The 26,826-nt window shown below is 55.5% G+C and carries 20 protein-coding genes and 1 pseudogene; 3 read left to right on the forward strand and 18 right to left on the reverse strand.

Annotation, left to right across the window (positions count from 1 at the left end; translation table 11 throughout):
- Positions 1-49 precede the first annotated feature (49 nt).
- Positions 50-1,915 carry a glutathione-regulated potassium-efflux system protein KefC gene (gene kefC, locus LJA86_RS15690; protein WP_045907771.1) on the reverse strand — a complete coding sequence of 622 codons (1,866 nt, stop codon included), beginning with the start codon at positions 1,913-1,915 and terminating at the stop codon, positions 50-52.
- Complete coding sequence (kefF, locus tag LJA86_RS15695) at positions 1,908-2,438, reverse strand: glutathione-regulated potassium-efflux system oxidoreductase KefF (protein ID WP_229226392.1); 531 nt, start codon at positions 2,436-2,438, stop codon at positions 1,908-1,910. Before kefF ends, kefC begins: the two co-directional genes overlap by 8 nt.
- Positions 2,439-2,789: 351 nt before the next feature.
- Here kefF and LJA86_RS15700 point away from each other — a divergent pair, with 351 nt between their 5' ends.
- Positions 2,790-5,657, forward strand: coding sequence for an autotransporter outer membrane beta-barrel domain-containing protein (locus tag LJA86_RS15700; RefSeq protein WP_229226393.1), 2,868 nt, complete (start codon positions 2,790-2,792; stop codon positions 5,655-5,657).
- Positions 5,658-5,704: 47 nt separating this feature from the next.
- On the opposite strand, the gene LJA86_RS15705 is transcribed toward LJA86_RS15700, so the two are convergent.
- The 10 genes and pseudogenes from LJA86_RS15705 to LJA86_RS15750 form a co-directional block, all read right to left on the reverse strand.
- Positions 5,705-5,938, reverse strand: coding sequence for a YgdI/YgdR family lipoprotein (locus LJA86_RS15705; protein ID WP_021240552.1), 234 nt, complete (start codon positions 5,936-5,938; stop codon positions 5,705-5,707).
- Between the two features lie 182 nt (positions 5,939-6,120).
- Positions 6,121-9,345: a carbamoyl-phosphate synthase large subunit gene (gene carB / locus LJA86_RS15710; RefSeq protein ID WP_047072642.1), complete on the reverse strand. Its 3,225-nt coding sequence runs from the start codon at positions 9,343-9,345 to the stop codon at positions 6,121-6,123.
- Positions 9,346-9,363: 18 nt separating this feature from the next.
- Positions 9,364-10,512, reverse strand: a complete 1,149-nt coding sequence (gene carA, locus LJA86_RS15715) for a glutamine-hydrolyzing carbamoyl-phosphate synthase small subunit (protein ID WP_010427050.1) — start codon at positions 10,510-10,512, stop codon at positions 9,364-9,366.
- 454 nt (positions 10,513-10,966) lie between these two features.
- The gene (dapB, locus tag LJA86_RS15720; protein ID WP_045907766.1) at positions 10,967-11,788 is read right to left on the reverse strand and encodes a 4-hydroxy-tetrahydrodipicolinate reductase; all 822 of its coding nucleotides are present in this window, start codon (positions 11,786-11,788) and stop codon (positions 10,967-10,969) included.
- A gap of 205 nt (positions 11,789-11,993) precedes the next feature.
- On the reverse strand, positions 11,994-12,944 hold the full coding sequence (gene ispH, locus LJA86_RS15725; protein WP_045907765.1) for a 4-hydroxy-3-methylbut-2-enyl diphosphate reductase: 951 nt from the start codon (positions 12,942-12,944) through the stop codon (positions 11,994-11,996).
- Between the two features lies 1 nt (position 12,945).
- Positions 12,946-13,395, reverse strand: coding sequence for an FKBP-type peptidyl-prolyl cis-trans isomerase (gene fkpB, locus LJA86_RS15730; RefSeq protein ID WP_003856450.1), 450 nt, complete (start codon positions 13,393-13,395; stop codon positions 12,946-12,948).
- 117 nt (positions 13,396-13,512) lie between these two features.
- Positions 13,513-14,013: a signal peptidase II gene (gene lspA, locus LJA86_RS15735; protein WP_229226394.1), complete on the reverse strand. Its 501-nt coding sequence runs from the start codon at positions 14,011-14,013 to the stop codon at positions 13,513-13,515.
- A complete protein-coding gene (gene ileS / locus LJA86_RS15740; RefSeq protein WP_229226395.1) occupies positions 14,013-16,829 on the reverse strand; it encodes an isoleucine--tRNA ligase in 2,817 nt (938 codons plus the stop codon). Before ileS ends, lspA begins: the two co-directional genes overlap by 1 nt.
- Before the next feature lie 45 nt (positions 16,830-16,874).
- The gene (gene ribF, locus LJA86_RS15745) at positions 16,875-17,801 is read right to left on the reverse strand and encodes a bifunctional riboflavin kinase/FAD synthetase (RefSeq protein ID WP_045907763.1); all 927 of its coding nucleotides are present in this window, start codon (positions 17,799-17,801) and stop codon (positions 16,875-16,877) included.
- A gap of 7 nt (positions 17,802-17,808) precedes the next feature.
- Positions 17,809-18,015: pseudogene (locus LJA86_RS15750) on the reverse strand (DUF2575 domain-containing protein); the annotation flags it as partial.
- Positions 18,016-18,130: 115 nt separating this feature from the next.
- Here LJA86_RS15750 and rpsT point away from each other — a divergent pair.
- Positions 18,131-18,394 (forward strand): 30S ribosomal protein S20, encoded by a 264-nt coding sequence (gene rpsT, locus LJA86_RS15755; protein ID WP_003856458.1) that lies wholly within the window; start codon positions 18,131-18,133, stop codon positions 18,392-18,394.
- Positions 18,395-18,453: 59 nt separating this feature from the next.
- Here rpsT and nhaR read toward each other — a convergent pair whose 3' ends face one another.
- From nhaR to dnaK, 4 genes are all read right to left on the reverse strand, one after another.
- Entirely contained in the window at positions 18,454-19,353 is a 900-nt protein-coding gene (nhaR, locus tag LJA86_RS15760; protein ID WP_032660752.1) for a transcriptional activator NhaR, read from the reverse strand.
- A 58-nt stretch (positions 19,354-19,411) separates the two neighbouring features.
- The gene (nhaA, locus tag LJA86_RS15765) at positions 19,412-20,587 is read right to left on the reverse strand and encodes a Na+/H+ antiporter NhaA (RefSeq protein ID WP_047746184.1); all 1,176 of its coding nucleotides are present in this window, start codon (positions 20,585-20,587) and stop codon (positions 19,412-19,414) included.
- A gap of 172 nt (positions 20,588-20,759) precedes the next feature.
- Positions 20,760-21,905 carry a molecular chaperone DnaJ gene (gene dnaJ / locus LJA86_RS15770; protein ID WP_008502040.1) on the reverse strand — a complete coding sequence of 382 codons (1,146 nt, stop codon included), beginning with the start codon at positions 21,903-21,905 and terminating at the stop codon, positions 20,760-20,762.
- An 87-nt stretch (positions 21,906-21,992) separates the two neighbouring features.
- Complete coding sequence (gene dnaK, locus LJA86_RS15775) at positions 21,993-23,906, reverse strand: molecular chaperone DnaK (protein ID WP_048028553.1); 1,914 nt, start codon at positions 23,904-23,906, stop codon at positions 21,993-21,995.
- 296 nt (positions 23,907-24,202) lie between these two features.
- On the opposite strand from dnaK, the gene satP reads away from it, so the two are divergent.
- A complete protein-coding gene (gene satP, locus LJA86_RS15780) occupies positions 24,203-24,769 on the forward strand; it encodes an acetate uptake transporter (RefSeq protein WP_032649862.1) in 567 nt (188 codons plus the stop codon).
- On the opposite strand, the gene LJA86_RS15785 is transcribed toward satP, so the two are convergent.
- Both LJA86_RS15785 and mog read right to left on the reverse strand, forming a co-directional pair.
- Positions 24,746-26,068 carry an MFS transporter gene (locus LJA86_RS15785; protein WP_229226396.1) on the reverse strand — a complete coding sequence of 441 codons (1,323 nt, stop codon included), beginning with the start codon at positions 26,066-26,068 and terminating at the stop codon, positions 24,746-24,748. The genes satP and LJA86_RS15785 overlap by 24 nt on opposite strands.
- A gap of 122 nt (positions 26,069-26,190) precedes the next feature.
- The gene (mog, locus tag LJA86_RS15790; protein WP_229226397.1) at positions 26,191-26,778 is read right to left on the reverse strand and encodes a molybdopterin adenylyltransferase; all 588 of its coding nucleotides are present in this window, start codon (positions 26,776-26,778) and stop codon (positions 26,191-26,193) included.
- Between the last annotated feature and the right edge of the window lie 48 nt (positions 26,779-26,826).

Raw genomic sequence — 26,826 nt, forward strand, 5'->3', positions numbered from 1 at the left:
CGGCAGAGTAAAGATACAGAAATTTTTTAATATTGCTGGCAACTCCACTTCACGCGGAAGGTTTACTCTCCGGTTCGTCAGACGGATCCCCGGTATGCTTGCCCTCTTCTGTGCCCTGCCAGCCGTGACGCTGGATCAGCGACAGGTGATTGCGATCCTCATTGATGATTTCCGTCAGCATGGCGCTGGTGCGTTTAAACACTGCCGCACGCTCCGTGGCCGTACTGCCCGCCATCGCCGCCATCTCTTCCACCATTTCGGTATTAAAGCGACGGAACAGATCCGCCCGTTCGCGGGCTTCATACGCGCCGAGCCCCAGGTTTTCCAGCGCCATGCGGCCAGACTTCAGCGCGCCTTCAAAGGTTTCACGCTCGGGGGCTGCGACGCCCGCCTGCCTGAGGCGGATATAATGATCAACATCGCGCGCGCGGGAAATGATGGTTAGATCCGGAAAATGCTCTTTCGCCATTTCCACCATCTGCAGGCTGGTCTCCGGATCGTCAATCGCGTTAATCAATACCTCCGCTTTCGCCGCCCCGGCGGATTCCAATAGATCGACGCGCGTTGCATCGCCGTAAAACACCTTCATATCAAATTTACGCAGGGTATCGACATGGTCGGGGTCGTGATCGAGGATAACCATTTTCACCCCGCTGGACAGCAACAGACGACCAACGATCTGCCCGTAGCGGCCAAATCCGGCAATGATGACGCGAGGCTGCTCCTCGTCAATCTCATCGGCTTCGCGCTCCTGATCGCTACCCGATTTTTCCAGACGCGTCAGCACCACCAGCAGAACGGGCGTCGCGGCCATCGACAGTGCGACTGCCAGCGTCAGCGCTTTTGCCCACTCGGGATCGAGGACGTTTGCCATCTGCGCCGCGCCAAAGACCACGAACGCAAATTCGCTCCCCTGCCCCAGCAGAACCGCAAACCAGCTGCGCTGCTTATTCGGCACCTTCAGCGGACGCGCAATCAGCCACAGCATCGCCATTTTAATGATCAGGAAGCCGACCAGCAGGACGACGATCCGCAGCGGGTGCGTCACCAGCGTGCCAAAGTCGACGGACATCCCTACGCCGATGAAAAACAGCCCCAGCAGCAAGCCTTTGAACGGCTCGATATCGCTTTCCAGCGCGTGACGGTATTCGGAACTCGCCAGCAGAACGCCCGCCAGGAAGGCCCCCATCGCCATCGACAGACCAGCTTCCTCCAGCAGCAGACCGAAACCAAACACCAGGAAGAGCGCCACGGCGCTGAACACTTCGCGAAGGCCCGAGCGGGCAACGAACCGCAGCAGCGGGCGGGTGACGTAGCGACCAAGCAGCACCACCAGCGCCAGCGCCCCCACGACTTTTAATGCCGACAGCGCGAACGCCCCCAGCGTCGTGGAGGAACCGCTGGCCGCCAGCAGCGGAATCATCGCCACCAGCGGGATAGCGGCAATGTCCTGGAACAGCAGCACTGAGAACGCGCTGCGTCCCATCTGGGAGACCGTCAGATTGCGCTCGTTCATGGCCTGCATGGCAATGGCGGTCGAGGAAAGCGCCAGCGTCATGCCGATAAGCTCTGCCACTTTCCAGTCCATGCCCAGCAGGATGCAGAACCCACCCAGCAGCAGGCCGCAGGCCACCATCTGCAGCGCCCCGCCGCCAAATACCGAGGCGCGAAGCTTCCACAGGCGCTGCGGATCGAGCTCCAGACCAATCACAAAGAGCATCAGCACAACGCCAATTTCAGCGAAATGAAGGATCGCCTCTGCATCCGTCACCAGTCGAAAGCCCCACGGTCCAATAACGCAGCCCGCAATCAGGTAGCCGAGAACAGAGCCCAGCCCCAGGCGTACCGCCACGGGCACAATCAGCGCCGCTGCGCCAAGGTATATCAGCGCCTGTATCAGCGTATGGCTATCCATGGTGCGCCTCCTGCCACTCAAGTAAGCGTTGTTTATAATGGCGAGCCTGCGCCTGCAGCGTTTCGTCATCGCAGACAAAAGTGCAGTGCATCGCAAAAGGCGGGAGCCAGTTCAGGCCGCAGTAGAGCGCGGTCGCCTGCAGCGGCTGTGCCAGGACCTCAAAACCCGGGAAGGAACCAATATCAAAGTGGCTTTCCCCTCCGCCCGTGGTGACCGCCCACATCAGGCTTTTCCCTTTTAGCGCATGACCATTGTGGCCATACGCCCAGCCGTGGGAGAAGACCTTATCAATCCACAGCTTCAGCAGCGGGGGCGTGCTGTACCACTGCATGGGATGCTGCCAGACGATCAGATCGGCACGGGAAAGCGCCTCCTGTTCAGCGGCGATATCGATGTTGAAATCGGGATAAAGTTGATAGAGAGAACGTATCTCTGCGTTATCAAGCGTCCTTACCTGCTCAAGCATCCGCTTATTCGCATGCGAGTGCTGCGGATAAGGGTGCGCGTAAATAATGAGTATCATCAAATGGCCTGTCTTCTTCTCTTCTTGTAGCAGTGAGTGTAGACAGTTAACCCGCCCGGTGAAAGGGGCGTAGAGGCCATGAAAAGGAAAGCGCAGCTATTGGTAATCATCATTCGCAGGACGTTTTTATCTTCGCAAAAGATCCATGACATGAATTCCTCCCATTAATCCATATAAAGATGAGATATTTTAAGAAAATCTAAAATAATTTTTTAATAAATCGATCTATACATAACACATTGAAAAAATAATAATTTTATGCTCTTTGTCGCGAGCTCATTCTTTTACTTCGCATATAAACGTTATTTTAATGCGTTATATCGCGCCCTTCTTATTCAAATGGATGTGTACATGAGCAACAATTATTTCAGACTCAATAAAACAACCAGAACGCTGGGCAATCTGTTTCCTGCCTTGTTGATATTCACGCCCGCCGTAGCCTTTTCCGGTACGATTGACCAGTCCACCTCCGTGCCGCAAGATTTCTCCGCCGACACTGAATACGTCATAAGTAAAGACGTTACGATCACCTCTTCCGGGAATGAGGCGGCCGTCTCCGTAACAGGGTTTAACGTAAAAACGGCCACCAATCAGGGAAATATTTCTGGAACGGCAAACGGGCTAGAGATTAATACTGGCGCGCAGCGCGTCATTATTAATAATGATCTCAACGCAAATATTACATCTAAAACAGGCAACGCTATTAACATCCAGTCAATGCTGGGTGACTTAAATAATGAGGGAAATATTTCCGGCGCTGAAAATGGGATCTTTGTCAGTGAATCTTCCTCTGCAATAAATATTTCCAATACGTCATCGGGAGTGATAAAAGGTAAAAACGGTATCAGCGCTCAAACAGGGGCCGGTATAGATAACAGCGGTACAATCACCGGCACGAGTGACAACGGTATTATCCTGAGCGATGGCAATTCGAAAATCATCAACACGGGTACCGTTCAGGGCCTTCAGAACGGCATCAACGTAACGGATACGGCGAAAGTTGATATCACTAACAAGGGCTCGATTGGCGGTGGCGGTACGGCGATTACGTTTGCCAGCAGCAAAAATAATACATTGGTACTTGATACAGGCTCGTCACTGAAAGGCGACGTCATTTCTAGCGTCTCTAAAGGAAATACGGTAACCCTGGCAGGAACCGGCACAGAAGACAGCAATTTTGTTGGCTTATCGGAAGGCGATGGCTTTGCTTCTTTAGAAATGGACGGCGAAAGCTGGGCGCTCTCAGGGAATATCGACATTATCGGTTCTGGCAATTCGCTGCTGGTTAACAGCGGTGATTTAATCCTGTCGGGGAATGTGTCTAATGCAGGTACGACTCTCATTGCCAAAGATGCTTCTCTCCAGTTGGGTGATGGCACGAAAACCGCGACGCTGAGCGGTGGACTGACCAACAACGGCACCCTTATTTTTAATCAGGGCAGTAATACGGCGTTCGCCACCGGCATTACCGGTAGCGGCAATGTTGAAAAAGTGGATTCCAACACCCTGACGCTAACCGGCAAAAACACCTACACGGGTGATACCGTTCTGCATAGCGGCACCACGCTGGTCGCTGTTGGTTCAACGCTTGGTACAAAGAGTAGCAACGCGACGATTACTGTCGAAAATGGCGCTCAGTTTGCCACTGCTGGCGAAGTAAACGACAATATCAACATCCTCACGGGTGGTACGCTGGCAGCATGGAATGCGATTCAGGGTAACGATACGCTGAGCGTTTCAGGTATCGATACAGTCAACGGCAACGTCACCAACGGTGGCACACTGTTACTCAGCGCCGCCAATAACAGCGTTGGCAATAATTTCACCATTAACGGCGACTATACCGGCTCTGCGGGCAGTCAGATCGTGATGAACAGTACCCTGGGTGAAGACAACTCGCCAACCGATCATCTCACCATTACCGGCAGCAGCTTTGGCCAGTCCGACGTCAGCGTTAACAACATTGGCGGCCTGGGCGCGCAAACCGTTAACGGCATGGAAATTGTCAGCGTTGGCGGCAGCTCCGAAGCCCAGTTGACCCTTGCCAAACCGGTGGTTGCCGGTGCGTGGGAATATAATCTCTATCAGCACAGCAACGGCAACTGGTACCTGGAGTCAAAGGCCACGCCTTCCGATGAACCGTCTGATAATACCGATGATGGCGGTAACACCGACAACGGCGGTAACACCGACAACGGTGGCAACACTGACAACGGCGGTAACACTGACAACGGCGGCAACACCGACAACGGCGGTAACACTGACAACGGCGGCAACAGCGGTCCTGAAGTCATGGCTCCGGAGGTTGGCGCTTACTTAGGCAACTACCTTGCCGCGCAGAGCATGTTCCTGCACAAGCGTGACGATCGCGATCAGATCACCTTCCGTAATGAAGAAGACCTCAACACCTGGATGTACGTCAAAGGTCGCTACCATGAAAACAATGCAGGCGGCGACAAAGTCAGCTATGACACCACCACCACCGTGCTTCAGGTAGGCAGCGACTTTATGAGCAAGCCTATGGACAACGGTATTCTGCGTGCGGGCGGCATGTTCGGGGCCGGTCAGGCGAAAACCCACTCTGATGCAAAACACAACGTGCGTGATGCGCAGGGCAAAGTGGACGGCTTTAACGTCGGCCTGTATGCAACCTGGCAGGAAGATCAGAAGCTGCGCCTGGGCAGCTACGTTGATACCTGGGCCGCCTACAGCTGGTACAACAATAAAGTGACCAGCAATCGCAACGATGAAGACTACGACAGCACCGGTTTTGCCGCTTCCGTCGAAGTGGGCCATGCGTGGGTGGTTGATTCAGAGAATGAGCGCACCTGGAAAATCGAACCGCAGGCCCAGATCGTCTACAGCTATCTGGATCAGGAAAATCATACCGATCGCGACGGCGTGCGGGTGACAACGCTGGACAACGACGGTCTGTTTGGTCGTCTGGGCGTCAAATCAAGCTACTTCCAGCAGAAAGATGTGAAAGCCTGGCAGCCGTACGTTGCCGTGAACTGGCTGAAAGGTGCGGGTCAAAACGATCTGGCGTTTAACGGCGAGACCGTCAGCAACGATACGCCGGAAGATCGTGGGCAGCTGGAACTGGGCGTCACCGGTAACCTGAACGACACCACCACGCTGTCCCTGCGCGCCAGCGGCGAGTGGGGTGAAAACAGCTATGCTGCTTATGGCGGTCATATCCTGCTGAACCACCGCTGGTAATCGTTCCTGAAAGACTAAAAGCCGTGGCAAACGCCACGGCTTTTTTATTAGTTATCCAGCTCGCCCATTGATTTAACCTGATCGCGGTTGATCTGCTCGGTCTGACCCGTTTCCGCATTTTTATACGACACCAGACCGGTATCATCATCGACCTGTGGTTTTCCGTCGGTGACAATGGTTTTGCCATCGGTGGTTTTCACTGCCTGGTTAGAGGAACAGCCCGCGACGGTAAACGTTGCAGTGGCGGCAAGAAGGGTGGCGATCAGTAATTTATTTTGCATGGTGTTTTCCCCTGCTCTCAGTTGAATTTCGTTATCGACCTAATGATTTTAGGCTAACTCACTGAATGCGGATGAAAAACCAGAAGGTTCTGAAGATGGATAAAGAAAAAAAGTAGGGCGGGTAAGCGAAGCGCCACCCGCCATTTGCCCGGCTGCGCTACCGCTTGCCGGGCCTACGCAGATTACTTGCTAATCTGCGCGTGCATTTCCTGAACCGAAATCACCTTCTCGGTGGCATCCGCGTTCAGCGCCATGGCTGTTGCGAAACCGCCGTTCAGGGTGGTGTCGTAGTGCACTTTATACTGCAGCGCGCTGCGGCGAATCAGCTTGGAGTCTTCAATCGCCTGGCGGCCTGCGGTGGTGTTGATGATGTAGGTGTATTCGCCATTCTTGATACGATCCTGAATGTGCGGACGACCTTCATGCACCTTGTTCACCAGACGCGGGTTGATGCCCGCTTCACCCAGCACAATCGCCGTACCGTGGGTCGCGTCCAGCTCAAAGCCCTGCTTCAGCAGCTTGGCCGCAAGGTCAACCACGCGCTCTTTGTCGCCTTCGCGAACGGAGAGCAGCGCACGGCCCGATTTTCTCATGGTTGAGCTACTGCCCAGCTGCGCCTTCGCGAACGCTTCTGCGAAGGTGCGGCCTACGCCCATCACTTCCCCGGTTGAGCGCATTTCTGGCCCTAACAGTGGGTCAACGCCCGGGAATTTGTTGAACGGCAGCACCACTTCTTTCACCGAGTAGTACGGTGGAATGATCTCTTTGGTCACGCCCTGCTGTGCCAGCGTCTGGCCTGCCATCACGCGTGCCGCCACTTTCGCCAGCGGAATACCGGTGGCTTTGGAGACGAACGGTACGGTACGTGCCGCACGCGGGTTGACTTCAATCAGGTAGACTTCGTTATCTTTCACCGCGAACTGGACGTTCATCAGGCCGCGAACCTGCAGCTCGAAGGCCAGCTTCTGCACCTGTTGGCGCATCACATCCTGAATTTCCTGGCTCAGGGTGTACGCTGGCAGAGAACAGGCAGAGTCACCGGAGTGCACGCCCGCCTGCTCGATATGCTCCATGATGCCGCCAATCAGCACCATTTCGCCGTCGCAGATGGCATCAACGTCCACTTCTACCGCATCGTCGAGGAAGCGGTCGAGCAGCACTGGCGCATCGTTGGAGACGCTCACCGCCGTCTGGAAGTAGCGACGCAGGTCGGCTTCGTCGTAGACGATTTCCATCGCGCGGCCGCCCAGCACGTAGGAAGGACGCACCACCAGCGGGTAGCCAATCTCTTTCGCCTTCTCAACGGCCTGTTCGATGGCCGTCACCGTGGCGTTCGCTGGCTGTTTCAGCTTCAGACGGTCAACCGCCTGCTGGAAACGCTCGCGGTCTTCCGCACGGTCAATCGCATCCGGGCTGGTACCGATAACCGGTACGCCTGCCGCTTCCAGCGCGCGCGCCAGCTTCAGCGGAGTCTGGCCACCATACTGCACGATAACGCCTTTTGGCTTCTCGATGCGCACGATTTCCAGCACGTCTTCCAGGGTAACCGGCTCGAAGTAGAGGCGGTCGGAGGTGTCGTAGTCGGTGGAGACGGTTTCCGGGTTACAGTTGACCATGATGGTCTCGTAACCGTCTTCGCGCAGCGCCAGCGAGGCGTGTACGCAGCAGTAGTCGAACTCGATGCCCTGGCCGATACGGTTTGGACCACCGCCCAGCACCATAATCTTGTCGCGGTCGACGGACGGGTTCGCTTCGCACTCGTCTTCATAGGTGGAGTACATGTACGCGGTGTCGGTCGAGAATTCAGCCGCACAGGTGTCCACGCGCTTGTAGACCGGGTGCAGGTCATACTGGTCGCGCAGCTTGCGGATTTCCGCTTCGCGCACGCCCGCCAGCTTAGCCAAACGCGCATCGGCGAAGCCTTTACGCTTCAGCACGCGCAGGAAGTCAGCGTCCAGGCCGTTGATGCCCAGCTCGGCCACTTTCTCTTCCAGACGCACCAGCTCTTCAATCTGCACCAGGAACCAGCGGTCGATGTTAGTCAGGTTGAACACGCCGTCGACGGACAGACCGGCACGGAAGGCATCGGCGATGTACCAGATACGCTCTGCACCCGCGTCTTTCAGCTCGCGGCGGATTTTGGTCAGCGCTTCCGGGTCGTCCAGGCTCACTTTCGGGTCGAAACCGGTCGCGCCCACTTCCAGACCGCGCAGCGCTTTTTGCAGGGATTCCTGCTGCGTACGGCCAATCGCCATCACTTCCCCGACAGATTTCATCTGGGTGGTCAGACGGTCATTCGCGCCTGCAAATTTCTCGAAGTTAAAGCGTGGAATTTTGGTCACAACGTAGTCGATGGACGGCTCGAAGGACGCAGGGGTGCGGCCACCGGTGATGTCGTTCATCAGCTCGTCGAGGGTATAACCCACCGCCAGTTTCGCCGCCACTTTCGCAATCGGGAAGCCGGTCGCTTTAGAGGCCAGCGCGGAGGAGCGGGACACGCGCGGGTTCATTTCGATAACAATCAGGCGGCCGGTTTTCGGGTTCACGGAGAACTGCACGTTTGAACCACCTGTTTCCACGCCGATTTCACGCAGTACCGCCATCGAGGCGTTACGCATGATTTGGTACTCTTTGTCGGTCAGCGTCTGGGCTGGCGCAACGGTGATGGAGTCGCCGGTGTGGATACCCATCGCATCGAAGTTTTCGATGGAGCAGACGATGATGCAGTTGTCGTTTTTATCACGCACTACTTCCATCTCGTACTCTTTCCAGCCAATCAGCGATTCATCAATCAGCAGCTCTTTGGTTGGAGAGAGATCCAGACCGCGTTCGCAAATTTCTTCGAACTCTTCACGGTTGTAAGCGATACCGCCGCCGGTGCCGCCCATGGTGAACGATGGACGGATGATGCACGGATAGCCCACGTCAGCCGCAACGGCCAGCGCTTCTTCCATGTTGTGTGCGATACCGGAGCGCGCGGTGTCGAGGCCGATTTTCTTCATCGCCACGTCGAAGCGGCGACGGTCTTCGGCTTTATCAATCGCGTCGGCGGTCGCACCAATCATGGTGACGCCGAATTCGGCCAGCACGCCCTGACGCTCCAGCTCGAGCGCGCAGTTCAGCGCCGTCTGGCCGCCCATGGTTGGCAGCACCGCGTCCGGACGCTCTTTCTCGATGATTTTACGCACCACTTCCCAGTGAATCGGCTCGATGTAGGTCGCATCTGCCATTTCCGGGTCGGTCATGATGGTAGCCGGGTTAGAGTTAACCAGGATGACGCGGTAACCCTCTTCACGCAGGGCTTTACACGCCTGCGCGCCGGAGTAGTCGAATTCGCAGGCCTGGCCGATGACGATCGGGCCAGCGCCAAGGATCAGGATGCTTTTTATGTCTGTACGTTTTGGCATTGTCTTCTCGGCTCCTGATTATTTAGCGGTCTTACGGTATTGCTCGATAAGTTCGATGAAGTGATCGAACAGCGGCGCGGCGTCGTGTGGGCCCGGGCTGGCTTCCGGATGCCCCTGGAAGCTGAACGCTGGCTTATCGGTGCGATGAATCCCCTGCAGGGTGCCATCGAACAGCGACTTATGGGTCACGCGCAGGTTAGCTGGCATTGAGGCCTCATCGACGGCAAAGCCATGGTTCTGCGCGGTGATCATCACCGTGTTGTTATCGATATCTTTCACCGGGTGGTTACCACCGTGGTGGCCGAACTTCATCTTGACGGTGTTCGCACCGCTCGCCAGCGCCAGCAGCTGATGGCCGAGGCAGATGCCGAATACCGGGATGTCGGTTTCCAGGAAGGACTTGATGGCAGCGATGGCGTAATCGCACGGCGCCGGGTCGCCAGGGCCGTTGGACAGGAAAATACCGTCCGGATTCATCTTCAGTACGTCTTCAGCAGACGTTTGTGCCGGCACCACCGTCAGGCGGCAGCCGCGGTCAACCAGCATGCGCAGGATGTTGCGCTTGGCGCCGAAATCGTAGGCCACCACGTGGAACGGCAGCTCGCTCTCTTTTTTCGCTTCCGGCAGGTCGCCTTCCAGCGTCCAGCTACCCTGCGTCCAGCTGTAGGCTTCTGCGGTAGTGACTTCTTTCGCCAGGTCCATGCCGTTCAGGCCCGGGAAGGCTTTCGCTTTTTCCAGCGCCAGCGTCGCATCGAGGTTATCACCCGCGATGATGCAGCCGTTCTGTGCACCCTTCTCGCGCAGCAGACGCGTTAACTTACGGGTATCGATATCGGCAATCGCCACGATGTTATGGCGCTTCAGGTAAGAAGAGAGGTCTTCGGTATTGCGGAAGTTGCTGGCAATCAGCGGCAGGTCACGAATGACCAGGCCCTGCGCATGTACCTGAGAGGATTCTTCGTCAGCCGCATTGGTGCCGACATTGCCGATATGAGGATAAGTAAGAGTAACGATTTGGCGAGAATAGGAAGGATCAGTGAGGATTTCTTGATAACCGGTCATTGAAGTATTGAAAACGACTTCCCCAACCGCCGAACCCGTTGCCCCTATGGCCCGACCGATAAACTGGGTTCCGTCTTCCAGAACCAATAGCGCTGACTTAATCAAAACACCCTCCAGAGAATATTCACTCACTTTATTTGCATATTAATTCATAACCATGTCATGGATCAATGCAAATGTGTTGCCAGCGGATTTTTGGCAAACGGCGGCATTCTGGAGATTTGGTGGGTAAAAGTCAACTTAAAACCGATATTTTGTTTAGTCTTTTGCGTATCTGACGAGGTGAGTGAAGCTTAAGCGACAAAAAGATCAGGTAAATCACTGCGGAAAACGCTTGCGCACCGGTTTTAATGAAAAATGAGTCGGCACAGCATCAAAAAGTGGACCAAATGGTCAAAATTTACATTTCAGTAACGAGAATTAAGTGGAATAGCTATACTTTCAAGGCTAAAGGAACGAAATGAGCACGAAACAGATAAAATAAAAGGGCAATAAATTATTGCCCTATGCAATCAAAGGATTACGACTGCAATAACCACATCACGATGGGTAATAATGCTTACAGATTGTTGAGATCAAGCACATCTCTCATATCAAAAAGACCATTTTTCTTCTCTTTCAGCCACAAGGCGGATCGAACGGCACCATTGGCAAACGTCATTCGGCTGGACGCTTTATGCGTAATCTCGACGCGTTCGCCAATATCGGCGAACATCGCGGTATGTTCGCCGACGATGTCACCCGCCCGGACGGTTGCGAAACCAATGGTGCCCGGCACGCGCTCCCCGGTGTGGCCTTCGCGGGCATAGACCGCGCAGTCTTTTAAATCTTTATCAAGTGCATGAGCAATCGCTTCGCCCATTGCCAGCGCCGTGCCTGATGGCGCATCAACCTTATAGCGGTGGTGAGCTTCGACAATCTCAATATCGGTGTAGTTGCCCATCACCTTCGCCGCCTTCTCCAGCAGCTTCAGCATGACGTTAACGCCCACGCTAAAGTTTGCGGCGAAGACAATCGCAATCTCTTTGGATGCATCCTGGATAGCCTGCTTGCCCGCATCGTCAAAACCGGTGGTGCCGATCACCATCCCCTTGCCGTGCTGACGGCAAAACGCCAGATGCGTGAGCGTCCCTTCAGGACGGGTAAAATCGATGAACACATCGAAGTCATCTTTAACCGCGTCCAGGCTGCTTTGTACGGTGACGCCGGTCTTTCCCGCGCCCGCCAGCTCACCAGCATCGGTCCCCAGAAGTGATGAACCGTCACGCTCCAGCGCCGCGCCAAGTGCTACGCCATCCATCTGAAGTGCCGCCTGAATCAGCTGACGGCCCATACGTCCACCCGCGCCCGCAATGGCGACACGGATCTGTGCATCATGCATAGTTATTCTCTTACGTTAAAATGATGTAAACCGTTTTCAGATTAACCAGCCTTTCTGAGCACTGCCAACTGAAAACACCGATAATTAGAATTTAACGTGAAACCGACTTAAATATCAGTAAAAGACATGATTTTGTCGTCACGATAAAGTAACGGGTAAAAAAAAGGCCAGCACAGGAGGTGCTGGCCTTTCATCAGAAAAGGGACTATTCGACTTCGCGGGCGTCGATTCTCAGCTCTTTCGGCACTTCGAAAACAATATTCTCTTCGCGTCCTTCCAGCGGCACCGCTTCACCGCCGCCCAGCTCCTGCAAACGCGAAATGACGTTTTGTACCAGAATATCGGGCGCGGATGCCCCGGCCGTCACGCCTACGCAGGCCGCGTCTTTAACCCACACTTCCTGAATATCCGTGGCATCGTCGATCAGGAACGCCGCCTTCCCCATTCGCTGTGCCAGTTCAGCCAGACGGTTAGAGTTGGAGGAGTTCTTAGAGCCGACCACCAGCACCACGTCCGCCTGTTCAGCCAGTGCGCGCACCGCTTCCTGACGATTGGTGGTGGCGTAGCAGATGTCGTCCTTGCGCGGCCCGACGATTTTCGGGAAGCGCTGACGCAGGGCATCAATCACGTCTGAGGTATCGTCGACGGAGAGCGTCGTCTGGGTCATAAACGACAGACGCGCTTCGTTTTTCACGTTCAGCGTGAAGACATCTTCAGGCGACTCAACCAGGTACATTCCCCCTTCAGGGTTGCTGTACTGGCCCATGGTGCCTTCGACTTCCGGATGACCTGCATGGCCAATCAGGATCGACTCTTCACCACGGCGGCTGGCGCGCGCCACTTCCATATGCACCTTGGTCACCAATGGGCAGGTGGCATCGAAGACGGTCAGATCGCGGCTTTTGGCTTCGTTACGGACCGCCTGAGAGACGCCGTGTGCGGAGAAAATCAGGATCGCACCGTCAGGCACTTCGCTGATCTGCTCGATAAAGATGGCACCGCGTTCGCGCAGGCTGTCGACCACGTAGCGGTTATGCACCACTTCGTGACGTACATAAATCGGCGCGCCGTAAATCTCCAGCGCGTTTTCAACAATGCTGATAGCGCGGTCTACACCGGCGCAGAAGCCGCGCGGGTTAGCCAACAGGATCTGCATTTCAGGCCTCCAGTGCCGGATCGATTTCCAGCACTTCAACATCAAAATGAACGGTACGCCCGGCAAGCGGATGGTTGAAGTCAACGGTAATCGAGTCGCCGTTGATTTCGCGGATCACGCCGGGCATTTCGCTGCCGTCCATAGCGGTAAAGAGCATAATCGCGCCGATTTCCGGTTCACCTGCGTCCATAAACTCGCGGCGCGAGAAATACTGGATCAGGTCCGGGCTTGGCACGCCAAATGCCGCATCCGGCTCCAGCGAAAAGGCTTTTTTCTCGCCCTCTTTCAGGCCCAGAAGCTGCTGCTCAAGACCTTCAGACAGGGAGGTATCGCCAAGACGAAACAGGGCCGGTTTGCCGTTATTGCGGGTGGACTCAGCCGTTGAACCATCATCCAGCTTCAGCGTGAAGTGAACGAGAACCGCGCTGTTGCTCTGTACGGATTTAGACATGCAAATTGCTCGCTTGTTTTGGGTCACCTGTTGCCCGGTGGCGCTACGCTTACCGGGCCTACGGGAAGCCACAAATTCTGTAGGCCGGGTAAGCGTAGCGCCACCCGGCATTGATGCTTACGCCTGCTCTTTCGCAGGGGGTTTAGGCAAGAAGCCTTCCAGCACGATTAACGCCGCACCGATGCAAATGGCGCTATCAGCGAGGTTAAAGGTCGCGAAGTGCCAGTCGCCGACGTAGAAGTCGATCATATCGACCACAAAGCCGTGCCACAGGCGATCAAACAGGTTGCCCAGCGCGCCGCCAATGATCAGCGCGTAGGCGATGTTATTCAGCTTCTGCGTTGCCTTCGAGCGGTACATCAGCACCGCCAGGATCACGCAGATACCGAGAGCGATACCCGCAAAGAACCAGCGCTGCCAGCCACCGCTGTCAGCAAGGAAACTGAACGCCGCACCGTAGTTGCGCGCGTAGTGCAGGTTAAGCGACGGGAACAGCGGGACCGTCTCCCCCAGAGCAAAATTCTGGAGGATCAGGAACTTGCTGCCCAGATCAATAATCAGCACCACCACAACCAGCCACAGCCAGCGCAGTCCTGTTGAACAGAGAGTTTTACTCATCAGGCAAACTTACGTTTTTCGCCGTCACCGGCGACGTTGCTTACACAGCGTCCGCAGATGTCTGCGTGTTCCGCCACCTGACCGACATCGGTGGTGTAATGCCAGCAACGCGGGCATTTCTCACCGTCGGCTTTGCTCAGCGCGACTTTCAGTCCTTTGAGCAGTTCGCTCTGCTGAGCATCAGCAGAAGCCTCGGCATAATCCGCAACTTTCGCACCGGAGGTCAACAGGACAAATCGTAATTCATCGCCCAGCGCCGTCAGCTTCGCCGCCAGCTCTGGCTCCGCGTACAGGGTTACTGCCGCTTCCAGAGAGCCGCCGACTTTCTTATCAGCACGCGCCTGCTCGATAACCTTGTTCACTTCGCCACGCACTTTCAGCAGCTCGTCCCAGAAGGCATCGTTCATCGCTTCGGTGCTGGAGAGATCGAACAGACCTTCGTACCACTCGCCGGTGAAGACATACTTCTCACGATCGCCCGGCAGGTAACTCCAGATTTCATCCGCGGTGAAGGACATGATCGGCGCCATCCAGCGTACCAGCGCTTCTGCGATATGGAACAGCGCGGTCTGGCAGCTACGACGCGCCACGCTGTCCGCTTTCGCGGTGTACTGGCGGTCTTTGATAATGTCGAGGTAGAACGAGCCCATCTCGATGGAGCAGAAGCGCATCAGGCGCTGCACCACTTCGTGGAAGTCATAAGACTCGTAGGCCTTCAGGATATCTTCCTGCGCCGCTTTTGCGCAGCCTACCGCCCAGCGGTCCAGCACGACCATCTCTTCCGGTTTCACCATGTCTTTTGCCGGATCGAACCCGTTCAGGTTTGCCAGCAGGAAGCGCGCGGTGTTACGGATACGACGATAGCTGTCGGCAGCGCGTTTCAGGATCTCGTCAGACACCGCCATTTCGCCGGTGTAGTCGGTCGACGCCACCCACAGACGCAGAATGTCTGCGCCCAGTTTGTTCATCACATCCTGCGGAGAAACGGTGTTACCGATAGATTTGGACATCTTACGGCCCTGACCATCCACGGTGAAGCCGTGAGTCAGTACCTGACGGTAAGGCGCTTTACCCTTCATGGCGGTAGAGATCATCAGAGATGACATGAACCAGCCGCGGTGTTGGTCAGACCCTTCCAGATACATATCGGCAGCGTGACCGGCAAACTCCGGACGCACGTCAACCACGGAGGAGTGGGTAGACCCGGAATCGAACCACACGTCCAGGGTATCCGGCACTTTCTCGTAGTTATCCGCATCAGCGCCCAGGATGTCGCGGGCGTCGAGATCCCACCACGCCTGGATGCCGTCAACTTCGACGCGCTTCGCCACTTCTTCCATCAGTTCCAGGGTATTCGGGTGCAGCTCCTGCGTCTCTTTATGCACGAACAGCGACATCGGCACGCCCCAGGTACGCTGACGGGAGATACACCAGTCAGGACGGTTAGCCACCATGGATTCGATACGCGCCTGGCCCCAGTCCGGGATCCACTGCACGCCTTTGATCTCTTTCAGAGACTGCTCGCGCAGGCCCTTCTGATCCATGCTGACGAACCACTGCGGGGTCGCACGGAAGATGATCGGGGTCTTGTGACGCCAGCAGCACGGATAGCTGTGCTGCATTTTTTCAACGTGCAGCAGCGCGCCGCTGGTACGCAGCATGTCGACGATAATGTCGTTCGCTTTGAAGACGTTGATACCGTCCAGCGCCGGGTAGGTGCCAGGCAGGTAAGAACCGTCCGGGCCAACCGGGTTAGCGATTTCCAGACCGTACTTCAGGCTGATGTTGTAGTCGTCAGGACCGTGGCCACCGGCGGTATGTACCGCACCGGTACCCGCTTCCAGCGTCACGTGGTCGCCGAGGATCGCCGGAACGTCGAAGTCCAGGAACGGGTGTTTGAAGCGCATCAGCTCCAGGGCATCACCTTTCACGGTGCCCAGCACGGTGTAGTCAGTGATATGCGCGCGCTTCAGCACGCTCTCAACCAGATCTTTCGCCAGGATAACCGCCTGACCGTCAATCTGCACCAGCGCGTATTCGAACTCACCGGACAGGGAGATCGCACGGTTGGCTGGCAGGGTCCACGGGGTGGTGGTCCAAATCACCAGAGAGATCGGGCCGTTTACCGAGGCGACGCCAAATTTGGCTTTTACCGCATCCTGATCCACCGCGTGGAAGGCCACGTCGATAGACGGAGAGGTTTTGTCGTAATACTCCACTTCCGCTTCTGCCAGCGCAGAACGGCAGTCCACGCACCAGTGCACCGGCTTAGCGCCTTTGTGCAGGTGGCCGTTACCGATGATTTTGCCCAGCGCACGGATAATGTTGGCTTCCGTTTTGAAGTCCATGGTCAGGTACGGGTGCGACCAGTCGCCCAGTACGCCCAGACGGATGAAGTCAGCACGCTGACCGTCAACCTGCGTGGCTGCGTATTCGCGGCACTTCGCACGGAACTCGGCGGCGGTGAACTTCTCACCTGGCTTGCCGAACTCTTGCTCGACTTTCAGCTCGATTGGCAGACCGTGGCAGTCCCAGCCCGGAACGTAAGGCGAGTCATAGCCCGCGAGTCCTTTGGACTTCACGATAATGTCTTTCAGAATCTTGTTAACCGAGTGACCAATATGAATGCTGCCATTCGCATAGGGAGGGCCATCATGCAGAATGAAGGTTTTTTTGCCTTTTTTGGCTGCACGAATGATGCCGTACAGGTCATCATCGGTCCAACGCGCCAGCATTCCCGGTTCGCGCTTGGCGAGATCGCCGCGCATCGGGAACCCTGTTTCCGGCAAATTCAGGGTTGATTTATAGTCACTCATCAGATTCTCGGTTCCGTATTTATCACGTAGGCAGTTAAGCCGGTTCTAAAGCCCAAAAAACTCGCGGGCCGTCAATTCATCTCGCGCAATTTGCGCTTTGAGTTCATCCAGCGAACCAAATCGCTGCTCATTGCGTATTTTTTTACGCAGTATTACATCTATATGGCGACCATACAGGTCCATTACAACGTCCAGCAGGTGCACTTCTAGCTGTTGACGCACACCGGCGACGGTCGGACGCGTGCCAATATTGGCGACGCCGTAGAACGGTTTATCGCCCAGTCCTGCCACTTCTACCGCATAGACCCCTTTAACCGGGGAAACCTGACGACGCAGCGGTATATTCGCCGTCGGGAAACCTATCGTGCGGCCCAGCGCATCGCCATGGACCACGCGGCCAGAGATGGTGAACGGATGCCCCAGCAGGGTTTCTGCCGTATCCAGTTCGTCATCGGCCAGTGCCCGGCGTACCGCCGTGCTGCTGACGCGTACGCCGCCTTCACAGAAGGTCATCGCGCTGGTGACGTCAAAACCGTACTCCAGACCAGCCTTCTGTAATAGCAAGAAATCGCCCTGACGACCAGCGCCAAAGCGGAAATCATCGCCCACGGCAAGAAACTGCACGCCAAGACGCTTAACCAGCAGGTCGCTGACGAAATTTTGTGCTGTCAGCGCGGCAAAGCGGCGATCGAAACGTACGCACAATACATAGTCCACGCCGGACTCAGCCAGATAGCGCAACTTCTCGCGCAGGCGTGTAAGACGGGCGGGAGATTTATCGCCCGCGAACAGCTCCAGCGGCTGCGGTTCGAAAATCATCACTACAACGGGCAGGCCGCGGGCCTCCCCTTCTTTACGCAATCCCTGCAACAGCGCCTGATGACCACGATGCACGCCGTCGAAATTACCAATGGTCAGCACGCACCCGTGCGGGGCTCTGCTGAGATTATGTATGCCGCGTATCAGCTTCATGTCTGGCTCAAAACAGTGAAAATCGCCAAAGTATACCTTGTACAGCGGTTAAGGTTAACCGGCGATTGTTCGTGCAAAACAGAAAGCCGTAATGATTTCATCAGGCTGACCTTTCGCAGCGAAAAAATCTGCTCGCGAACTGCGATTTTTATGCCGAAAAGCTGTATTCACGAACAACAAGCTGGTAGAATCCTGCGCCATCACTACGTAACGTAGCGTCGCCACATTAACGGCGCTTATTTGCACAAATCCATTGACAAAAGAAGGTATAGAGGGCATATTCCTCGGCCTTTGAATTGTCCACATAGATCATATTTGGGAGTTGGACCTTGGCTAATATCAAATCAGCTAAGAAACGTGCCGTACAGTCTGAGAAGGCTCGTAAGCACAACGCAAGCCGTCGCTCTATGATGCGTACCTTCATCAAGAAAGTATACGCAGCTATCGAAGCTGGCGACAAAGCTGCTGCGCAGAACGCATTTAACGAAATGCAACCAATCGTGGATCGTCAGGCTGCTAAAGGTCTGATCCACAAAAACAAAGCAGCGCGTCATAAAGCAAACCTGACCGCGCAGATCAACAAACTGGCTTAATCGCCGCTTGTTGTTGCTTGTTTTAAAAGAACCCGCTTAACGCGGGTTTTTTTATGTCTTCAGATTGCCGGTGGCGTAAACAGCGCCGAGTAGTCACGGTTACAGATTCGCTGTACCGCGGGGTGCTGAATCATTCTTTCGGCAAATATGGCGTGATACTCCTCCATCACGTTATCCACTCTGCCTATCTCCGTAATCTTGTCATCCGAATAGAGATCGTGCGCGTAGAGCGTCGGCGCAACAAAGATGGCGTTATGCGCTTCACCAAAGGCTTTCATCAGCGCCGCATCGTCGAACTCACCGAGGATTTCCACCTTCAGCCCCTGGGAATTAAACCAGTTCAGCAGCTTGCGTCCGAGCATGGAACGTCTTCCCGGCACCAGCAGGCGACGCTCTTCCAGGCAGGCCGGGAAGGGTTTCTCCGGCGGCGGATTAATGCACCAGAAGCTCACGCCGCATTCACCAATCTTCACCGAGAACAAGCCTTCCTGCTGCGTGGAGTCAATCGGGCAGTCCGAGATAATCATGTCCAGCTTGTGCTGGCTTAGCTGTTCCAGCAGCATCTCGTGAGTGGATTCAAAGCAGCGAAGATGAATTTGTTCATCTTCAACCACCGCTGCGTCCAGCACGCCGCTCACCAGCCGTTTGGACAGCGCATCCGCCACGCCAACATCAAAGAGCAGGTTCGACTCTTTGCGATAGTTAACGATATCCAGCATCTCCTGGCTCAGGGTGAACATCTTGTCCGCGTAGCGGAAAACCAGTTCACCCAGTTCGCTGGGTTCAATTCCGCGCCCCTTACGCTTGAACAGCTTGCCCTGCAAACGCTCTTCCAGCGCCTTAATTTGCCCGGTGATGGTTTGCGGCGTCAGGTAGAGCGCCTCTGCTGCCCCGACCACCGATCCCTGTTTATAGACGTGCCAGAAGTAGTAAAGATGGTTGTAATTCAAATGAGACATCGCGTCTTCTCTCCCTGAGTGTGTATCGGGAGAAGGCTCGCCTCCTCCCGGTGTTCCGTTATGCCTGGACGGCCTGTCCGGACAATTTTACCTTCAGCAAGGTATAACCGATTACCGCGGCCAGTAATGACCCGATAAGAATGCCGAGTTTCGCCCAGACGATCAGCTCAGGCGCATGCGCGCCAAACGCCAGCGTCGAGATAAAGATCGACATCGTAAACCCGATACCACACAACACGCCGACGGCCATAATCTGCTTAAACGTGGTGCCGTGCGGCAATGACGCCAGCTTCAGTTTCGTCGCCAGCCAGCAGAAGAGACTAATACCCAGCGGCTTACCGATAAACAGCCCGGCAATAATGCCCAGCGGCAGCACGGACGTTAGCCCGTCCAGCGTAACCCCGCCGAGGGAAACGCCCGCGTTGGCAAACGCAAACAGCGGCAGGATCATAAAGGCGACCCACGGGTGCAGCACATGCTCCAGCTGTTTGGCAGGCGACTTGCCGTCCTGCGGCTTAAGCGGCACGAAGAAGCCGACGATCACCCCAGCCAGCGTGGCATGCACGCCCGATTTCAGCACCGCCGTCCACAGCACCATCCCCACGAGGATGTAAATGCCGATGCGGCGCACATTAAAGATGTTCAGCAGCGCCAGCACCGCAATCGCCCCGGCAGCCACGCTCAGGGACAGGATCGACAGATCGCTGGTGTAGAACAGCGCGATAATCACAATGGCGCCAAGGTCATCAATAATCGCCAGCGCCATCAGGAAGATTTTCAAGGCTACCGGCACGCGGCTTCCCAGCAAGGCCAGCACCCCGAGCGCAAAAGCGATATCCGTCGCAGCCGGGATTGCCCAGCCGTGACGTGCGATCGGATCCTGCCAGGTGAACGCCAGAAAGAGCAGCGCCGGCACCACCATCCCGCCGAGCGCAGCAATGACCGGGAACGCCGCACGCTGGCGGCTGGCAAGCGACCCCAGCACCAGCTCGCGCTTGACCTCAAGCCCCACAAGCAGGAAGAACACCGCCATCAGCGCATCGTTGATCCACAGCAGCATGTTCTTGTTGATTTCCAGCGCCCCGACCTTCAGTTCAACGGGCGTTTCCAGAAAAGCATGATACAGATCGCGGGTCATTCCGACGTTGGCCAGTACCATCGCGGCCGCAGCAGCCATAATCAGGATCACGCCGCCGGATGCCTCACTGCTAAAGAAACGGTGTAGTAATTTCATTTTAGTTCTCTCTTTTACAACAATACCTCGATAAAACCATAATACCAAGCCAGATAACTCGGCAAAAACAGATTAATATTGAGTATAGATTCAGTTTAACCGAGCAATACCGATAAAAAGAAAAAGCCCGGAATCGCTTCCGGGCTTTTGCGGATGAAAACCAGCTAGTCGATTAGCGGGTCAAATCATCGAAGAATTTTTTGACGCCATCGAAGAAGCTTTTGGAGCGCGGGCTGTTTTTCTCACCCGTCGGGCCACCGAAACTCTCCTGCAACTCTTTCAGCAGCTGTTTCTGCTTGTCGTTCAGGCCAACCGGCGTTTCCACGACGACGCGGCACAGCAGATCGCCCTGCGCACCACCACGAACGGATTTAACGCCTTTACCGCGCATGCGGAACAGCTTACCGGTCTGGGTCTCGCCCGGGATCTTCAGATTGACGCGACCATCCAGCGTCGGTACTTCAATTTCGCCACCGAGTGCCGCCATCGCGAAGTTGATCGGCACTTCACAGTACAGGTTGTTCCCTTCGCGCTCGAAAATCGCGTGCTGCTTCACCTGCACCTGAACGTACAGATCGCCTGCCGGTGCGCCGTGTTCACCTGCTTCACCTTCGCCCGCCAGACGGATGCGGTCGCCCGTATCGACGCCAGCTGGGATCTTAACGGACAGGGTCTTGGTTTTCTCAACGCGACCGTGGCCGTGGCACTTGGTGCACGGATCTTTAATCAGCGTACCGCGACCATGACAGTGCGGACAGGCCTGCTGTACCGCGAAGAAGCCCTGACGCATCTGCACCTGGCCGGAGCCGTGACAGGTTGGACAGGTCTGCGGCTGCGTACCCGCTTTCGCGCCGCTGCCGTGGCAAACGTCACACTCTTCCAGCGTCGGAATACGGATCTCTTTGGTGACACCGCGAACGGCCTCTTCCAGCGTCAGATCCATGTTGTAGCGCAGATCCGCGCCGCGCGCCGCGCGCTGACGACCACGACCGCCGCCGAAGATGTCGCCAAACACATCGCCAAAGATATCGCTGAAGTCAGCGCCGCCGCCAAAGCCGCCGCCACCGAATCCACCGCCGCCCATGCCGCCCTGTTCAAAGGCTGCGTGACCGTACTGGTCATAGGCCGCACGTTTTTGTGCATCGGTCAGGACTTCATAGGCTTCTTTGATCTCTTTAAATTTGGCTTCAGCCTCTTTGTCACCCTGATTACGGTCCGGGTGGAATTTCATGGCCAGGCGCTTATACGCCTTTTTGATTTCACGCTCTTCCGCAGTTTTCGGAACGCCTAAAATCTCGTAATAGTCTTGCTTTGCCATTGGTTTTTTTAAGCCCCTTAACATGCGAGCACGGGCGTGGAGAGTTCTCCTACGCCCGTGCCGATTAATTACCCTGCATCAGGGCGATTATTTTTTGTCTTTAACTTCTTCGAACTCAGCGTCGACAACGTCGTCGTCTTTCGCATTGTTCGCAGAAGCGTCAGCGCCCGCCTGCTGTTGAGCATGCTGCTGCTGAGCGATTTCCATCAGCTTCTGGGAAGCCTGTGCCAGCTCCTGCATCTTCGCTTCGATGTCCGCTTTGTCTTCGCCTTTCAGAGACGTTTCCAGCGCGCTCAGTGCAGTTTCGATAGCAGTTTTGTCTTCCGCTGGCAGCTTATCGCCGGCTTCTTCAACCTGCTTACGGGTGCTGTGCAGCAGATGGTCACCCTGGTTACGGGTCTGAACCAGCTCTTCGAACTTACGGTCGGATTCCGCGTTAGCTTCGGCATCGCGAACCATTTTTTCGATTTCTGCTTCGTTCAGGCCAGAAGATGCCTTGATGGTGATCTTCTGCTCTTTACCGCTGTTTTTGTCTTTCGCAGACACGTGCAGGATACCGTCAGCATCGATGTCGAAGGTGACTTCGATCTGCGGCATGCCGCGCGGTGCCGGGTTAATACCGTCCAGGTTGAACTGACCCAGAGATTTGTTATCCGCCGCACGCTTACGCTCACCCTGCAGCACATGGATGGTTACCGCAGACTGGTTGTCTTCAGCGGTAGAGAACACCTGGCTGTGCTTGGTTGGGATGGTGGTGTTTTTGTTGATGAGCGCCGTCATCACACCGCCCATGGTTTCGATACCCAGAGACAGCGGGGTAACGTCCAGCAGCAGTACGTCTTTTACTTCACCGGTCAGTACGCCGCCCTGAACCGCAGCACCAATTGCCACCGCTTCGTCCGGGTTAACGTCTTTACGTGGCTCTTTACCAAAGAACTCAGCCACTTTCTTCTGCACCATTGGCATACGGGTCTGGCCACCAACGAGGATAACGTCGTTGATATCAGACACGGACAGGCCAGCGTCCTGCAGAGCAACTTTCAGCGGCTCGATAGAACGGTTCACCAGGTCTTCTACCAGGCTTTCCAGTTTCGCACGGGTCACTTTGATGTTCATGTGTTTAGGACCGGTCGCGTCTGCGGTGATGTACGGCAGGTTCACGTCGGTCTGCTGAGCGGAAGACAGTTCGATCTTCGCTTTCTCAGCGGCTTCTTTCAGGCGCTGCATAGCCAGCGGGTCGTTACGCAGGTCAATGCCCTGATCTTTCTTGAATTCGTCAACGAGGTAGTTGATCAGACGGGTATCGAAGTCTTCACCACCCAGGTGGGTATCACCGTTGGTTGCCAGAACTTCGAAGGTTTTTTCGCCGTCAACTTCGTCAATTTCGATAATAGAGATATCGAAGGTACCACCACCCAGGTCGTAAACCGCGATAGTACGGTTGCCAACTTCTTTATCCAGACCGTAAGCCAGAGCAGCCGCGGTTGGTTCGTTGATGATACGTTTTACTTCCAGACCTGCGATACGGCCAGCATCTTTGGTTGCCTGACGCTGAGCATCGTTGAAGTAGGCAGGAACGGTGATAACCGCTTCAGTTACCGGCTCACCCAGGTAATCTTCAGCCGTTTTCTTCATTTTTTTCAGCACTTCAGCAGAGATCTGCGGTGGTGCCGTTTTGGTGCCTTTCACATCAAGCCATGCATCGCCGTTATCTGCCGCGATGATTTTGTAAGGCATGATGGAAACGTCACGCTGAACTTCTTCGTCCTGGAAGCGGCGACCGATCAGGCGTTTAATCGCAAACAGGGTGTTTTGCGGGTTTGTCACTGCCTGACGTTTAGCCGGCTGACCAACCAGAGTTTCACCATCCTGGGTATAAGCAATGATAGAAGGCGTGGTGCGATCGCCCTCGGCGTTCTCCAGCACGCGTGCAGTAGTGCCATCCATAATCGCTACACAAGAGTTGGTTGTACCCAGGTCGATACCAATAATTTTACCCATCTAAACGTCTCCACTAAAAATTCAGTCAACATGTGGTTGTGTACCTGTAATAAGGGCAGAACGTGCTTTTTCAACTGCCCAGATTTGATTTTTTTCAGGTCCACACACTGCGGTTGACTACAAGATGGGGTCGCGACGGCATCCATCAAGGGGTAATGATAAAAAAAATTTTAATTTCACCCTGATGAGATCATAGACGCCATCGATTGCGCCCATTATGATGCCGCGCCCCGTCAGGGAGAACTGACGCGGGTTTAACCATTTCACCATATTAATGATGATTTTTTTGAGGACTTATGGGCAACACTAAGTTGGCTAATCCGGCTCCGCTGGGCCTGATGGGTTTTGGCATGACCACTATTCTGCTGAACCTGCACAATATCGGGATGTTCCCGATGGATGGCATCATCCTGGCGATGGGCATTTTTTACGGCGGTATCGCGCAAATTTTCGCGGGCCTGCTGGAATATAAAAAAGGCAATACCTTCGGCTTAACCGCCTTCACCTCTTACGGTTCTTTCTGGCTGACCCTGGTTGCCATTCTGCTGCTGCCTAAAATGGGCATGGCAGACGCGGCAAACGCCCACTTCCTGGGCGTTTATCTGGGCCTGTGGGGCATCTTCACCCTGTTCATGTTCTTCGGTACCCTGAAAGGCAACCGCATGCTGCAGTTCGTCTTCCTGAGCCTGACCGTCCTGTTCGCCCTGCTGGCGATTGGTCACCTCGTGGATAACGAAGGCATCGTTCACGTTGCTGGCTGGATTGGTCTGGTTTGCGGCGCGAGCGCTATCTACCTGGCAATGGGTGAAGTGCTGAACGAGCAGTTTGACCGCACCGTGCTACCGATTGGTGAAAAACACTGATCCTTCTGTCGTGTCCGCCTCGCGGGCACGACATCCCTTCTTCTGCCCCAGCCAAATCCCTAATCCCAGCCCCATCACCGACAGCGCCAGCACGTACCAGGCCGGAGCCATGGGAGACACGCCCATCAGGACCGTCACCGCAATCGGCGTCAGCCCACCGAAAATGGCATACGACACGTTGTAGGAAAACGAAATCCCGGTGAAGCGAACCTCTGGCGGGAACGCGCGCACCATCACGTACGGTACCGCCCCGACAACGCCCACGCACAGCCCTACCACGCCGTACAGCAGGAACAACTGTTCAGGATGGCTGCCTGCCAGATGGTAAAACGCCCAGCTTGAAGCGGCCAGTAACAGGCTGCCGACAATAAAGGTGACGCTGGCACCGAAACGATCCGCCGCCAGCCCGGCGGCCAGACAGCCAAAGCAGAGCATGATTGTCGCGATACTGTTTGCCTGTAGCGTCACGGCAGGGGCGAAACCGTACTGCTTTTGCAGCCAGACTGGGGACATCAATATCACTACCACAATGCCCGCCGAGAGCAGCCAGGTGAGTAGCATCGACACCACCACCGCTTTTTTATGGCGTACCACGACCGCCTTCACCGGCAGCTCCTGCGCCAGCGCTTTGCGCTGCTGCATTTCGAGGAAAATGGGGGTCTCCTGCAGCCAGCGGCGCAGGTACATCGCGACCAGACCAAACGCCCCGCCCAGCAGGAACGGAATACGCCAGCCCCAGTCGTGTACGGTCTGCTGCGTCATGCTGGTATTCACAATGGTGGCGACCACCGAGCCGAGCAGGATCCCGACCGTCAGCCCCGCCGTTAAGGTTCCGCAGGCGATACCAATGCGGCGCACGGGAACATGCTCCGCGACAAACACCCACGCGCCCGGCACTTCACCGCCAATTGCCGCGCCCTGAAGCACGCGCATCAGTAACAGCAGCAACGGCGCGAGAATACCCATCGAGGCATAGGTAGGCAACAGACCAATGGCCAGCGTCGGCACGGCCATCAGCAGGATGCTAAGGGTAAACATCTTCTTACGCCCGACCAGATCGCCAAAGTGAGCCATGATGATGCCGCCCAGCGGACGCGCCAGATACCCGGCGGCAAATATGCCGAAGGTTTGCACCTGACGCAGCCACTCCGGGATATCTGCCGGGAAGAAGAGTTCCCCCACCACGGCGGCGAAGAAGACGAAGATAATGAAATCGTAAAACTCCAGCGCGCCGCCTAAGGCCGCAAGCGTGAGGGTTTTGTAATCCTGTCGATTCAGAGGTCGGGTGTTATGTGACATAGCGAACCATTATGCGTGTATTGTGGATTTATTTTTACAGCAATCGTAAAGAAAAAATTACTATACCGTAAAACCGTTACCACGCTATCGCCGCTTCAGCTTATGTCACATATTGATTAATTTCAGGAGATTGTTTTGCGACGCGCGTTTTTAGGACGAAAAGCTGCTACCACTTTCTCATCGGTTTCGACATACGGGCCATCAAGCAGCTGTATACAATACGGTACACTTGCAAAGATACCGTGAACGATGACGCTGCCGTCTCCCGCTTTAAGCCCTTCCAGGGTCTCTTTGATCGACTTCGGCTGGCCCGGCAGGTTCAGGATCAACGCCTGCTTGCGGATCACCCCCACCTGGCGGGAAAGAATGGCCGTCGGAACAAAGTGTAGACTGATCTGGCGCATCTGTTCGCCGAAGCCAGGCATTTCACGATCGGCAATCGCCAGCGTCGCGTCCGGCGTCACATCACGGCGCGCGGGGCCGGTTCCGCCGGTGGTTAACACCAGGTGACAGCTCATCTCATCCACCAGCTCACACAGGGTCTGCTCGATGATCGGCTGTTCGTCGGGAATCAGGCGAGTCTGGATCTCAAACGGGGTAGTCAATGCACTGGCCAGCCACGCTTCCAGAGCGGGGATGCCTTTATCCTGGTAAACACCGCTGGAGGCGCGGTCAGAAATCGACACTAAGCCGATGCGTAAGGTATTCATATCCATTCCATTCAAAGAGTACTGATTAAAGGGAATGATACACGCAGA

The sequence above is a fragment of the Enterobacter sp. TCD1-1 genome (genome assembly GCF_020567405.1).
Lineage (GTDB): Bacteria > Pseudomonadota > Gammaproteobacteria > Enterobacterales > Enterobacteriaceae > Enterobacter > Enterobacter quasiroggenkampii.

Excerpts from the sequence above, each read along its gene's own strand:
- kefC (WP_045907771.1), bottom strand. The coding sequence starts at position 1,915 with ATGGATAGCCATACGCTGATACAGGCGCTGATATACCTTGGCGCAGCG.
- kefF (WP_229226392.1), bottom strand. The coding sequence starts at position 2,438 with ATGATACTCATTATTTACGCGCACCCTTATCCGCAGCACTCGCATGCG.
- LJA86_RS15700 (WP_229226393.1), top strand. The coding sequence starts at position 2,790 with ATGAGCAACAATTATTTCAGACTCAATAAAACAACCAGAACGCTGGGC.
- LJA86_RS15705 (WP_021240552.1), bottom strand. The coding sequence starts at position 5,938 with ATGCAAAATAAATTACTGATCGCCACCCTTCTTGCCGCCACTGCAACG.
- carB (WP_047072642.1), bottom strand. The coding sequence starts at position 9,345 with ATGCCAAAACGTACAGACATAAAAAGCATCCTGATCCTTGGCGCTGGC.
- dapB (WP_045907766.1), bottom strand. The coding sequence starts at position 11,788 with ATGCATGATGCACAGATCCGTGTCGCCATTGCGGGCGCGGGTGGACGT.
- ispH (WP_045907765.1), bottom strand. The coding sequence starts at position 12,944 with ATGCAGATCCTGTTGGCTAACCCGCGCGGCTTCTGCGCCGGTGTAGAC.
- fkpB (WP_003856450.1), bottom strand. The coding sequence starts at position 13,395 with ATGTCTAAATCCGTACAGAGCAACAGCGCGGTTCTCGTTCACTTCACG.
- lspA (WP_229226394.1), bottom strand. The coding sequence starts at position 14,013 with ATGAGTAAAACTCTCTGTTCAACAGGACTGCGCTGGCTGTGGCTGGTT.
- ileS (WP_229226395.1), bottom strand. The coding sequence starts at position 16,829 with ATGAGTGACTATAAATCAACCCTGAATTTGCCGGAAACAGGGTTCCCG.
- ribF (WP_045907763.1), bottom strand. The coding sequence starts at position 17,801 with ATGAAGCTGATACGCGGCATACATAATCTCAGCAGAGCCCCGCACGGG.
- nhaR (WP_032660752.1), bottom strand. The coding sequence starts at position 19,353 with ATGTCTCATTTGAATTACAACCATCTTTACTACTTCTGGCACGTCTAT.
- nhaA (WP_047746184.1), bottom strand. The coding sequence starts at position 20,587 with ATGAAATTACTACACCGTTTCTTTAGCAGTGAGGCATCCGGCGGCGTG.
- dnaJ (WP_008502040.1), bottom strand. The coding sequence starts at position 21,905 with ATGGCAAAGCAAGACTATTACGAGATTTTAGGCGTTCCGAAAACTGCG.
- dnaK (WP_048028553.1), bottom strand. The coding sequence starts at position 23,906 with ATGGGTAAAATTATTGGTATCGACCTGGGTACAACCAACTCTTGTGTA.
- satP (WP_032649862.1), top strand. The coding sequence starts at position 24,203 with ATGGGCAACACTAAGTTGGCTAATCCGGCTCCGCTGGGCCTGATGGGT.
- LJA86_RS15785 (WP_229226396.1), bottom strand. The coding sequence starts at position 26,068 with ATGTCACATAACACCCGACCTCTGAATCGACAGGATTACAAAACCCTC.
- mog (WP_229226397.1), bottom strand. The coding sequence starts at position 26,778 with ATGAATACCTTACGCATCGGCTTAGTGTCGATTTCTGACCGCGCCTCC.